Below are 12729 nucleotides of genomic sequence, written 5' to 3'. Positions count from 1 at the left end.
CGTTTCAGCAGGGCATTTTCCGCCATCAGGGCCTCGATCTGGCTGTTTGAGGTTTTGGCTTCTGCCTGCAACGCCTCGACGCGGGCCCAATGGGCGCTGCGCTTCTCCTGTGCGTCCCGCAAGGCCGGCCGCAGATCCGACAGTTCCTGCGTCAATGCATCCCGCTCGGCCTGAAGCGCCGGGATGCGGGATACCTGCTCGCTCAGCGCCGCAATGTCTCCGAGCCGGTCTTCCAGCTCTCCCCGCAACTCGTCGATCCGGCTTTCCAGATAAGAGCGCAATGCCGCCTGCGCTTCTGTCCGCTCGGCCACATCGCCGCGCTGCTGTTCAACGGCTTCCAGCCGGGCTTGCATCGCCGCGATCATGGCCTGCTGGCTGGCTATATGCTGCATATGCTCCAGCCCCTGACCCAGGCGATTGAATACGCGACGCGCGGCGAGGTAGGCAGGCTTGCCCGGTCTTTGTGCGACGAGCGCGGTGAGGCGTCCGGGCACATTGCCCCCCCGCAGCGCGATGCCAATCCCGCCGGTCGTGCCGGCAGAAACCGGGTCCATGACCAGGGAACGGCCTTCCCCGGACAGCAGATCGCGCCGCAGTTCGGCATCGTCCGGCAGATGATCGGGGTTGCAGATCAGGACGACCCCGCGATCTGAAACCCGCGGCAACCACTCTGTGTTCCACTGGCCCGGAAGAGCGGCGTCTGTTCCCGCATCCATGACCAGCAGGTCAATTTCATCTTCGGACAGGCTGCCAGGGATCTTGCGCGAAGGTCCGACGGTCATCAGGGTCGAGAAATCGGCGTAATATGCATCATGCTCGGCCTGAAATTCCGGAGGCAGGCCACCAGCCGCCGTCTGTAGCCCCCAGATGGCGGTTGTACCGCCAAGCCGCTCCGCCGCCTGACACAGAGCCATATAGACCAGACCGTCGCCAAGCCCGAGTTGCACGATATTGCGAGGCCGCAAGGTTTCCATCAGCCAGAAAACAAAGGGCAACTGGCCCAGCATCGGCGAGGTGCGCATATGGCGTGGCCGCCAGAATACTGCCTGACTGGAGAGCGGGATATGGAGACCGGGATCATCTGTCGATACCGCCGTCGCCTTGGCGGCGGGATCAAGCTGGGACTCCGGCCGGATATCACGCGCGGCCGGGCGGGGGTTCGTCGGCTTTCTGACCATGATGTCGCTCCTGATGGTCTGCGATTTCAGACTGCCTGCCGGAACAATGCGCGGAAGCCGGTTACAAATCGGTCTGTATCATATTGCGTTGCGGTGAAGTCTCTGCCCGCGATGGCGTCTTGTTCAAAAAGGGCAGGGTCGTCACGGTAGGCCAAAATCCGTTCGACCAGCGCATCTTCGTCCGGCAGGATGAAACGCTCGGGCCAGATGAATTCCGCACCCTGCCAATATTGCACGAGGCTGACGCCACCGCATGCAAACCCGTCCGCAACGGCGAGGTGAAAGCTCTCGGGGCCGGGTATCCCCGGGTCAGGGTCGCTTTGCGACAGGATGATCCCGGTGCCGGTTTGCGCCAGCGCGCTGCGGAGATCGACATGGCCGTGGAAATGCACCGCATCCTTCAGGGCGTTGCGCGCGACAAGTTCCTCGCAATCCTTGAAATAGGCCATTTCTGTCGGGATGCGCGCCAGCCAGTCCAGATCCTGTGGTGCCTTGCCGTAGACATCCAGCGTATAGCGGGGGTCCACACGGCGTAAACGGGCCAGAAGTTCCAGACTGCGGGCAAAGCCTTTCCGGGCCGGCAGGATACCGATCACCCCCAGACGGAACCGCCTGTCCGGGTCGGCGCTGTGCCGATAAGCCGGAAGATCGACATAGTTGTGCAGCAGCCGGGCCTTGTGTCGCGGGATCGTCGGGAAACGCTCCAGCAACCGCTCCAGAAACAGCGTAGAGACCGCGACCACCGTGTTCAGCCGTTCAATTGCCGGGTCTGCCCCGAAATCGCGCCCGAGTTCAAAGCGGTGCATCCGGGCGATGATGATCTGATCCGGGCGGCAGTTCCGGGCATACCAGACCGCATTGCCCAGCAGCCATTCACACCAGATCAGTTCCGCTTTCTCCAGTGCGGCGCGACTGGCGGCCTCGTCGTGCCGGTCATGGCCGGGCCAGACATCCAGACTGATATCATAATATGGCTCCAGCTGGTCGAGCATCCCGGTGATGAACTTCAGGTCATAGCCGGCGATCAGCAACCGCGGCCGACAGGCACGGCGGAAGGCGACAAAATCGCCATTGCGCGCGACGGCCAGCAGGTCGCGCAGGCGCTGCGACAGCGAAAAGCGTTCGATCACGCTGGCGTTTTCGGCCAGAAAGGCCGAGAAATCCGCGAATGTCTCTTTCGTGACATCGCCGCGATTGACGAAGATCAGCGCCCGCAGCGCCGTCTGCAATCCGACCTGCAAGCGCAGGCTGATATAGTCGATCCCCAGCGGCCGCAGCAACGCCGTTGCCCCCCGCCAGACGGCGAGATGGTCGCGCAATTCACGCTCGCCATAGCTTTGGGTGCTGGAAGGCGTGAAATTCGGCGTTTTGACATAGATATAGGTCGGATGATCAATGTATTCGATCCGCTCCGCCGCTGCGAGGGCCGCTACAAGAAACAGCGTATCCTCTCCCATGCGGATGTCATGGCGCCAACGAAGTCGATGATGCTGTATCAAATCCCGCCGGATCAGACTGCAGGGAATCGTGCTTTGTCCGCCGATGATCGCACGAATTCTGTCGGTTCGGGATAGGCCATCCGACCAGTCCTTGATCTGGTTCATCTCCCGGCGACCATTGCGATCTTCGGCAATCAGATTGCCCCGCAGGATATCGGCGCCGGTCTTGCGCGCATGGGCAAGATAAACCCGCAGGGTATCGGGCAGGATTTCATCGTCGCAATCCAGGAAGAAAACATATTCCCCCTGCGCCGCCGCGATGCCCCGGTTGCGTGGCTCCGAGGGCGAGCCGCTGTTGGCCTCCACCCGCAGCACGCGCCAGTTCGGCTCCCGCGCGCATTCCGCAGTCAGCAGATCAAACGTGCCATCGGTCGAACAGTCGTCGACGAAGATCACCTCGTATTCCGCTTCGGGCAGGTCAACCTGCCGCAGTGCGCTCAGACAGCGCCCGATCTTGCCCATGGCGTTGTGGCAGGGAACAATGACGGAAACGGCGCAGGGGGCCGACAGGTGGTCAAGGGCGCGGATCATGTGCTGTATACCTCCTTGCTGTAATGGAACGGTGCTGGCCCCCAACGGTGATCCGGGGCGGCGCTGAAAATATCTTCGGGATAGGTGATCCAGCCGATTTCGGCTGTTGTCTCACGAATATAAGCGTACATCTCTACAAGACGCAGATTGGCATTTTGCACATATTTCGTCGGGTTCTGACCCTGCGCGCCAGACAGGTTATCAGCCCAGAATACCCGGTTTACCAAGGTCTTGTTGCTGATACCATGGTCCCGCAAAGCGTTGCGCAAGCGTAGCCAGCCAGCTTTCCAAAGAGCCATATGCTCCGGTGTGCCCGCACGGATAATTTCGGCAGGCGGGATTTCTCCCGCCACGGCGCGATATTCGCTCGATACTGTGCGCAGATGACCATTTTCAAGGCGCTGGATGTCCAGCCGGTCGTCGATCAGGTCGATGACCAGCCAGTCAAAATTTAACGACGCGATCTCGTCGAGCCCGGTCTTGGCCATGTCATGACGCAACATGCGGCGCTGGAAGGGGCTGGCCACACGCGCAAGCATTTCCTCGTCGACCACAGGCGGGGCTCCGAAGGCCGCCGTATGACAGCGCGCGACATAGTTGACGACTTCATAACCGGAGGCGTCTTCAAGCTCGAGCGCATCACGACTGACGCAACTGCCCAGGATTGCGGTCCGGCGGCCTGACATCTCAGCCATCGCCTGCCGCCGCGCCAGGATCGGGGCCAAGATCGGTGATCGTCACATCGCGCAGGACGGCGCCCCAGTTGGCGCAGTCCCAGGGAAGGATGCGCAGCGTCAGGAACGCGGCTTGCGCGGGCAGCGTGAAGTGGAAGTTTTGCACGCATGGCTTCGGGGTGGCGGCGATGTAGCGATAGAAGCCGATCGTTTCAATCGGAGACCGCATCAGGCCGGGAATATCCACAGCCGGATCGCCGCCGGACATCAGCGAGACCAGTGCCGACCGCCGAAGATCTTCCGGCACCTGTGCAGCCCCATCCAGATCGAGACTGTAGCTGAACCGGTATTTGCGGCCCGGCGCCAGATGGGCCTCCAGATGGATCGGGGCGGATTGCAAGGCTTCCGGCCCGTCAAGACGGCAGACCTGTTTGCCAATGAAACCCCGTGCGCTGGCCGCGCCGCTGGCCAGCGCTTCTTGCACGGCTTCGGCGCTGGCCCCTGTCAGGATCAGGTCAAGCGTCTGCATCAGCAGATCGCGCGGCGGTGCGATATGGCCCTGACCCCAGTCAAGCAGGCTGACCGCTGTCGCATTCTCGGTTCCGCAGAAATGCCCCGGAGCGACCTGATGATGGGGGAAGCTGGTCACAAAGGGCAGGGCGTGATGTTCGGTGTGCCAGTCGCTGCGGTTTTGCAGCAGCAGGGTCTGGGCCTGACACTCCCATGGCATCAGCCGCGAGGTTCCAAGCGCGGCATCAAGGATGCGGGTCGTCGCCGCCGCATCATGTGTGTCCGCGTCATATTCCGCCGGGAAGGCCGTTGCCACATAGGCGGCAACCGCGGCGGGCACATAGCGCGCGATATCGGTCTGCGGGTTCCAGACCAGAATGAACGGGTCGCTGTGCATCCGCCGCCCGATGTTGAGCGCGGCATACCCCCCGCCGCTGCCGCCGACCAGAATCGGGCGGAAGCCATGGGTCGCGGCCAGATCGTCGATGATCCCGGCGATGGTTTGCGCCAGATCGGGAAAGCCCGCATGTCCTGCGTAAAAGGACAGCAGAAGTTCCTCGTTCAGTTCCAGCGTCGGATCGCTGAAGGCGATCCGCGGCAGGCCAAGATCGTCGGCCAAAGTGGCACCGACGAAGAAGGGCGGCTGGCGCCCCTCCCGCGTGGTCAGGGCGCCGTTGAAAACGACAAGAACATGGCGGGCACCCGCCCGGATTTGGCCCGCGCGCCGGAACATGACGGGCAGACTGCGTGCGCCATGACGGATCTGGAGCACACCATCCCGGATTATCTTCACAGTCTGATCTCCAGCAGGTCGGTTGGAACGGCGCTGTGCCGCATCAGCGTCGTGGTGCCGCCTCCGGCCGCCCGGAGCGCCCGGTCGCCCGCATATTGCAGATGCAGCCGCGCCTTGGACAGCCAGCCGGGCGGTGGCGGGGCCGTTGTGTCGATCAGCGCCGCATGTTCGGTTTCGACCGGGGCATAGCGGCCTTCCAGCGCCAGGTTTTCGGCATGGGCCAGAGAGGTCACCGTCACGCCGAAGCAGTTATGGCTTTCGTAAAGCCCGGCGACTTCGAGAGGAGCCATGTCTTCCATCGCGAAAAGCAGCAACCTGTCCCGGGTCAGATCGGCCTCCTGCTGGAACCAGACAAGGGCGCGATCCGCCTCGGCGGTGCTGCGCAGGGGCCAGACGACGGTCAGTGCTTCGGCGGCCGGCTGGAAGGGCAGCCCGATCACGCGCAGGATGCTTTCCCAGCGGTTGCGGTATGTATGCATACGCAGCACCCGGTTCAGATTGCGCGCGCGGATCTCATCGATCCCGGCGCTGTCCAGGGATTTCAGGCGGTCAAGGTCACGGTCCCGGTCGCAGAAGATGACATCCTCGCCGAACATCTCTTCCATGCCGAGGGAATGGTTCGACAGAACGAGGGTGTTGGAGGACATGAGCTCGAACACCCGACGCGCGAACATGGTGCGCGACTCTGTCACCGTGTTGATGTTCAGCGCCAGACGGCTGCGCTTATAGACACTGGCAACCTGATCATGCGGAACAGCTGGCCGGACGAAGGGCCGGTATTCATCTGGCCACTGGTGCAGGGGATCGCTGTCGCCGTGATAGCGGTCATAGATCTCCAGCTCATACCCGGCCGAACGCAGGCCACGCAGAACCTTGTGCATGTCACGGCTGCGCCCGACATGGTTGGCATACCAGCTGCCGGCAAATGTCACCGCATCCGATCTTGGCGCAAGGTCGATCGGATTGAAGAGCACCGGATTGGTGGCAAAAGGCAAGGCATGCACACTTTGCAACCCGTATTCCGCGCGATAGAGCGGCACACATTCCGCGGCTGTCGTGAAGACATGGTCGAACCCTGTCGCGGTCTTGACGAAATCGTGGACCCGGTCCGGGTAATGTGTCGGATCTTCCTTGTTCCAGAACACCGTCGGAATGCCTGCGGCCCGGCAATAGGCCAGAATATCCAGCAAAATCTGGCGGTTTTCCCTTGGGAAGTTCGTGCTGGCGTAGATTTTGCCCTTCCAGGGGCGGATCTGGCTGTCGCGTCCCGACCAGGCGGATTCACAGAGGAAAACCTGGGGGCGGTTTGCCTCGAACTGCGCCTGCCAGGTATCCGGGTGCAGGTGGATTGCCTCGAAGGCGTTCCCGAAACTATTGGACGAGAATTCGTCGAGGATGGCCGCGACCCGGAAATCCGAGGATCGGGGCGTTGCCGCGGCTTGCGCCACGGCGGGGCGCTGGCCGGAAATGGCCAGTGCAATCCGTTCGAATGTAAAGCCCGCGCGCAACGTCTGTGCGGATGCCTTCCGCCCTTGTCCCGCCAATATGGCAGCCGCGCGCAGAAGCGCGAAGGTCCGCGCCGATCCTTGCAGGGTCATCTGGGCTGCCCAACCCAGATCCCGCGCGTGTCGATCAGGTGCAGGCCCGGCTTTCGGGGCTGGGGCATGGCCTTGAAATCGTCGTGGTCGACCAACAGCACTAGGATGTCGCAGCTTTCAAGCGCCTCGGTCGGACGCAGGAGCTGCGCCTTGTCGGCCAGCGCCGGGGGCAGGGCTTCGATGAAGGGCTCTACCACATCGACCTGGCCGGGATAGAGGCTGGCAAGCCGGGTTGCGATGGCTAGTGCGGGGCTTTCGCGCAGGTCGTCGATATTGGGTTTAAAGGCTAGACCGAAGCAGGCGATCCGCGCCGGGGCCCCCCCGGCCGCGGCATGTTCGGCCACCGCCTGATGGACCTTGGCCAGAACCCATTCGGGCTTGTTGTCGTTGATCTCGCGCGCGGCGCGGATGATGCGCGCCTCCTCCGGCACCTGCGAGACGATGAACCACGGATCGACGGCAATGCAATGCCCGCCCACCCCGGGGCCGGGTTGCAGGATATTGACCCGCGGATGGCGGTTGGCCAGCCGGATCAGCTCCCACACATTGATGCCCAGCTTGTCGCAGATCAGTGAAAGCTCGTTGGCGAAAGCGATATTCACGTCGCGGAAGCTGTTTTCGGTCAGCTTGGCCATTTCGGCGGTGCGCGCATCGGTCTCGATGCAATCGCCCTCGACGGCAAGCTTGTAAAGACGCCGGGCCCGGGTCGCGCAGGCATCGGTCAGCCCGCCGATGATGCGATCGTTCGAGACCAGTTCGGTCAGGGCATGGCCGGGCAGGATACGCTCGGGGCAATGCGCGACGCGGATGTCGGAGGCCTCGCCATGGGTATGGGGGAAGGTCAGGTCGGGGCGCGCTTCCGCGAGCCAGCCGGCCACCTGCTCGGTCGCGCCGACCGGGCTGGTGGATTCGAGAATGACCAGATCGCCCTTTTTCAGAACCGGCGCAATGCTGCGCGCGGCGGATTCGACATAGGTCAGATCCGGGTCATGCCCCTCGCCCTCGTGCAAGAAGGGCGTCGGCACGGCGATCAGAAAGGCATCGGCGGGTTCGGGCTGGGTGGTGGCGCGCAGGTTACCCGCCGCGACCACACGACGCAGCGCATCGTCCAGCCCGGGCTCGACGATATGCGTCTCGCCGCGATTGATCTTCTCGACAGCGGTGCTGTTCACATCCAGCCCGACGACATTGACCCCGCGCAGGGCAAAGACCACGGCCGTCGGCAGGCCGATATAGCCAAGGCCGACCATGCAGATGCTGCCGAACGGTCCACTCATTTGCGTTCCCCGAATTTTTCCAACGCATCGAGGATGCGCATCGCGGCCTTCCCGTCCCCATAGGGGTTGTGCGCGAAGGACATCTCGTCATAGGCGGCCTGATCGGTCAGCAGCCGCGCGGTTTCGTCCAGGATGCGGGCGGTATCGGTTCCCACCAGCCGGACCGTGCCGGCCTCGACCGCTTCGGGGCGTTCGGTGGTATCGCGCATGACCAGAACCGGCTTGCCCAGCGAGGGCGCCTCTTCCTGGATGCCGCCGGAATCGGTGACGATGATATGCGCCCGGCTCATCAGCCAGACGAAGGGCAGGTAATCCAGCGGCTCGATCAGATGGATGTTCGGGGCCTCGCCAAGCAGGCGCTGCACGGGCTCGCGCACATTGGGGTTCATGTGCATCGGATAGACCACATCGACATCGCCGAAACGATCCGCGATCTGCTGGAGCGCCATGCAGATCCGCTCGAAACCGCCGCCAAAGCTTTCGCGCCGGTGCCCGGTGACCAGCACGACACGGCGCGCGGGGTCCAGAAAGCCGAACCGCGCGGCAAGCCCCTGATCCAGCACGGGATCGGCCTTGATCCGCGCCACAACCTGTTGCAGCGCGTCGATGACGGTATTGCCCGTCACGACGATCCGGTCCGCGGGAACATCCTCGCGCAGCAGGCTGTCGCGGGATTGTGCGGTCGGGGCGAAATGCAGCGCGGCCAGGGCCCCCGTCACCCGGCGGTTCCCTTCTTCCGGCCACGGAGAATACAGGTTCCCCGTCCGCAGCCCGGCCTCGACATGCCCGACCGGAATGCGCGCATAATAGGCGGCAAGCGTGGTCGAAAGCGTGGTGGCCGTATCGCCATGGACCAGAACCATGTCGGGCCGGGTTTCGGCAAGAACCTGCCGCAGCCCCAGCAGAATGTCCGAGGTCACGGAATAAAGATCCTGCCCCGGGCGCATGACGTTGAGGTCATGCTCCGGCTTTATGCCGAACAGCCCGGTCACCTGATCCAGCATTTCCCGATGCTGGGCGGTCACGCAGACTTGCGCGTCAAAACGCGGATCGGCAGCAAGGGCCAAGGCGACCGGAGCCATCTTGATGGCTTCCGGGCGCGTCCCGAAGACGGTGAGAATACGCATTGTGCAATCCAAATGGTGTCTAGATCATCGGCCGCAGCACTAGCCCAACCCCTGCCGGAATGCTACCCACTTCTCGCCCCGGGCGCCTTTCCCGGCGGATTCCGCCCATGCCTTCCGCATCCTGCCGCGCGAAGGGTCTGCACCGCAACCGGAGCTGCCGCGGGGCAGGGTCATCCCTTGCGGGAAAAGGCTTGTTTCACACTGCGCATCGGCCTTGTGATGCGCCACGAGGTGCTGTCATGCAGGGCACGGATCTCGTCGGCATGGCGGCGCGCCATTTCGGCCAGACGGGCCTCTCCTTCCGCCACAACCCGGGCAAGCTCGTCCTGCAGGGCGCTCCTTTCCGCCTCGAGCATGGCATTCCGCTTTTGCACCTCCTCTGCCTGCGACCGCCCCGCTTCCCCGGCCCGCTCTGCCGCGGCAAGATGCTCCCGCAGGCGCGCGACTTCGGCTTCCGCCGAACGCGTCCCGGCCTGAAGCGCCGATTTGTCCCGGTCGAATGTCTGCACCAGAACAGCGATATCTTCGATACGCTCGTCACACTGGCGCGCCAGCCTGGCATTTTCTGCCTCAAGCCGCGCCTTTTCCTGCATGAGGGCCTCGAAGGCATCCTCCCGCCCCGCCCGGGGCATCCCGCCGCCCCGGCGTGCCGGCTCACCCCTCCGGGACTCCCGCAATTCCGAGACCGCCCATGCATCGACAAGCGCGCGCCCCAGACGGCCGAACACCAGCCGGGCGCCCCGATGCGCGGGCGTGCTCCAGTTCGACGCGGCAAGGCGTTTCAGGCGCTCGGGCTGGTCGGCGCCCCAAAGCAGGGCATCAAGACGCCCGGCCGCCGGCGACAGCGGCCCTGCAATGCGCAGCAAGTTGTCGTCGCCGTACAGGGCCGCACGCAACGCCCCCTCAACGGCCTGTCCATCCGGGTTGCAAACCAGAACGATCCCGTGCCGGGACAGCCGCGGCAGCCAGTCGCGGACAACGCCCCCGGCCTGCGCCGCGGACAATCCTGCATCGACCACAAGCATGTCGATCTCGCCGGGTTGCAACGCCTCTCCGGCCCGGTCGCCCCGCAGGATCAAGGAAAAATCACCATATTGGCTGTCATGCGCGTGCCGAAGGGCCTCGGGCAGCTCTGCCGCGTCCTCCTGGATGCCAAGACAGACGGCATCTGTCCCCAGACGCTCGACCGCCTGACACAAGGCCAGATAGAGCAACCCGTCCCCCAGCCCGACCTGCACCACAGAGCGAGGCCGAACCGTTTCCAGAACCCAGAAAAGATAGGGAATATCTTCCAGCAGCGGAGATCCCGCAACATGCCTCGGGCGCCAGAACACGGCCTGGCTGCTCAGCGGAATATTCAGATCCTGATCCATGGGGTCCGCCAGAAAATTGCCCTCCTGACACATTTCACCCTCATTCTGGTAACCAAGCCTTGTCCCGCGCTTGTCCATCGTCCTGCCTTACCTTGCGCCTGTGGCATATTCGCGCCACTTCAGGAACCTGTTTAGGCCAGCTGACATGCGAAGGCCACGCGGGAATGGCGGCAGGCGCCACGACAGACGGCCCGGCGGTGCGGGACACGCGTCACCCGCACCGCCGTTCCGCCTTACATCCCCGGAAGATCGCCGGACGCGATCGTGACAGCAGGGCGGCGCCCTGCGGAACCGGCCCCCTCGCCATTTGCCCGCACCCGGAGAGGGACAGCTCTGTATGGGCATCACATCATTAACCGGTAAGCGTTATTATGTAATCAATTCCCGTTCCATACCATGCCTTGAGGCCAATCCCGGCACCATCCCACCTTCCCCGGGCACCGGCTGCACTTGCCCTGAGGGGACGCAGAGCATACCTGTTCTTGTCAGCCCGCGCCACGCCAGCCGGGCTTGCATGGGCACGGGAAAGCTCTGGCATCAAACCGTAACGGTCGGGCGGGCACGGATCGGGATCTTGCCGGCAGGGCTGCTGTGGCAAGCAAGAAGGAACACGATGGAAAAGCTGCTGGACGCTGCCGGGACACTTTACAATGAAGGCAGGGAAAGCTCGGCGGCAGAGATTTCTGCGGCGGCCTGCAGGCGAAACCCTTCCGAATTTCAGCGGCTGGTAAAAGACGCCGCGCGGCGTGGAAACACCACCCTGACCTGGCTTGGCATGCGTCAGCTGTCCGGGGCGCTTCCGCAGGCGGAAAGCAAAGAGATCATCACCGAAGTATGGGATCTTTTCCTGAATGGCACCAGAAGCAGGGATGCGCTTGTTGATCCCCTGTTCGTTCAGATACGGCTGCTCCGGATCGCGGCCGGTCATGTGCTCGCCGGACCGCAGCACAAGGGCCCCGATCTGGCCTATGTTCTGGCCCTGAGCCTGCCTCAGGATACGACGGGCTACGCGCATCGCAGCCATGCGGTGATCAGGGCGCTCGATGCCATCGGCGTCACGACGCAATGTTTTACCAGACCGGGGTTTCCCTGGGACCGGGGAATCAAAGAGGTGCCGGGGGAAAATATCGTCGACGGGATCACCTATCACCGGACCGGCAATCAGGCCCACAGGCACCCCGTAACCGTCGATGATTTTCTGAATTGCGAAGAGGCGCTGTTTCAGTCGCTTCGGGAAAGCGGGCCGGGATCTGTCATGGCGGCCTCAAGTTATGCAACGGCCATTCCGGCGCTTTTTGCGGCGAAACGGCTCGGGCTGCCGTTCATATACGAGGTCAGAGGGTTCTGGGAGCTTTCAAGGGCAACAAGAGATCACGCATACCGCGACAGCCTTCAGTTCTGTCAGGAACGCGCGCTTGAGGATTGCGTCGCCGCAGCATCGGATCTTGTCTTTACATTGAACAATTCGATGCGGGACGAGCTTGCCAGCCGCGGCGTTCCCAAAGACAGGATCGGCATTCTGCCCAATGCCGCAGACCTGTCACGCCTGCGCGTCCTGCCGAAAGACGCAGATCTGAAATCCTGGCTCCGTATCCCGGATCATACGCCTGTGATCGGTTATGTTGGCTCCTTTACGGTTTACGAGGGGCTGGATGATCTGATTATCGCCTGCGGAGAACTGGCACGGGCCGGTATCGACTTTGCACTCGTCATCGCGGGCTGGGATCCACGGGGCGAAAACCATATCGGCCCCGCGCTGATCAATCTTGCAAAATCCGCCGGGGTATATGACCGGCTCATCATGCTGGGGCATGTTTCACAAGAAGAGGTGCCGGCGCTTTATTCTGTCATTGATATTGCCCCCATTCCACGAAAGGATCTTCCGGTCACGCGGCTTGTCTCGCCGCTGAAACCCGTCGAGGCCATGGCGATGGGAAAGGCGGTTGTCGTTTCGGACCTGCCGCCGCTTCTGGAAATTATCGGCGGCCCGGACAGCGGCTGTGCCTTTCCGGCGGGTGATCCTGTCGCGCTGTCCAGCGCGCTGGCCACGCTTTGCATCGACGCCGAACGCCGTACCCGGATGGGCCGCGCCGCGCGGGAACGGGTCGAGAGCGTCTATTCCTGGCGGGAAAACGCCCTTGCCTTCTGGAAAAAGGTAGCGTCCTGAGC

Annotated in this window: 9 protein-coding genes; 1 reads left to right on the top strand and 8 read right to left on the bottom strand. The window is 63.1% G+C overall.

Features of this window, described 5'->3' with window-relative positions:
* The 8 genes from IE126_RS21290 to IE126_RS21255 all read right to left on the bottom strand — a co-directional run.
* On the bottom strand, positions 1-1178 hold a 1178-nt coding region (locus tag IE126_RS21290), incomplete at its 3' end, for a class I SAM-dependent methyltransferase (RefSeq protein ID WP_189382162.1).
* Between the two features lie 26 nt (positions 1179-1204).
* A complete protein-coding gene (locus IE126_RS21285; RefSeq protein ID WP_189382161.1) occupies positions 1205-3208 on the bottom strand; it encodes a glycosyltransferase in 2004 nt (667 codons plus the stop codon).
* Positions 3205-3903, bottom strand: a complete 699-nt coding sequence (locus IE126_RS21280; RefSeq protein WP_189382160.1) for a DUF6270 domain-containing protein — start codon at positions 3901-3903, stop codon at positions 3205-3207. The genes IE126_RS21285 and IE126_RS21280 overlap by 4 nt, the downstream gene beginning before the upstream one ends.
* Positions 3896-5185 (bottom strand): hypothetical protein, encoded by a 1290-nt coding sequence (locus tag IE126_RS21275; RefSeq protein WP_189382159.1) that lies wholly within the window; start codon positions 5183-5185, stop codon positions 3896-3898. Before IE126_RS21275 ends, IE126_RS21280 begins: the two co-directional genes overlap by 8 nt.
* Entirely contained in the window at positions 5182-6783 is a 1602-nt protein-coding gene (locus IE126_RS21270; protein ID WP_189382158.1) for a CgeB family protein, read from the bottom strand. The genes IE126_RS21275 and IE126_RS21270 overlap by 4 nt, the downstream gene beginning before the upstream one ends.
* Positions 6780-8060: a UDP-N-acetyl-D-mannosamine dehydrogenase gene (wecC, locus tag IE126_RS21265; RefSeq protein ID WP_189382157.1), complete on the bottom strand. Its 1281-nt coding sequence runs from the start codon at positions 8058-8060 to the stop codon at positions 6780-6782. Before wecC ends, IE126_RS21270 begins: the two co-directional genes overlap by 4 nt.
* A complete protein-coding gene (gene wecB, locus IE126_RS21260; protein ID WP_189382156.1) occupies positions 8057-9187 on the bottom strand; it encodes a non-hydrolyzing UDP-N-acetylglucosamine 2-epimerase in 1131 nt (376 codons plus the stop codon). The genes wecC and wecB overlap by 4 nt, the downstream gene beginning before the upstream one ends.
* A gap of 170 nt (positions 9188-9357) precedes the next feature.
* Positions 9358-10560, bottom strand: coding sequence for a class I SAM-dependent methyltransferase (locus IE126_RS21255; RefSeq protein WP_189382155.1), 1203 nt, complete (start codon positions 10558-10560; stop codon positions 9358-9360).
* Between the two features lie 613 nt (positions 10561-11173).
* On the opposite strand from IE126_RS21255, the gene IE126_RS21250 reads away from it, so the two are divergent.
* The gene (locus IE126_RS21250) at positions 11174-12727 is read left to right on the top strand and encodes a glycosyltransferase family 4 protein (protein ID WP_189382154.1); all 1554 of its coding nucleotides are present in this window, start codon (positions 11174-11176) and stop codon (positions 12725-12727) included.
* The last annotated feature ends 2 nt before the right edge of the window (positions 12728-12729 follow it).

The organism is Gemmobacter nanjingensis (genome assembly GCF_014652195.1).
Lineage (GTDB): Bacteria > Pseudomonadota > Alphaproteobacteria > Rhodobacterales > Rhodobacteraceae > Gemmobacter > Gemmobacter caeni.
Note: the sequence above shows the minus strand (reverse complement) of the source record. Positions and strands in the feature narration are given on the sequence as shown.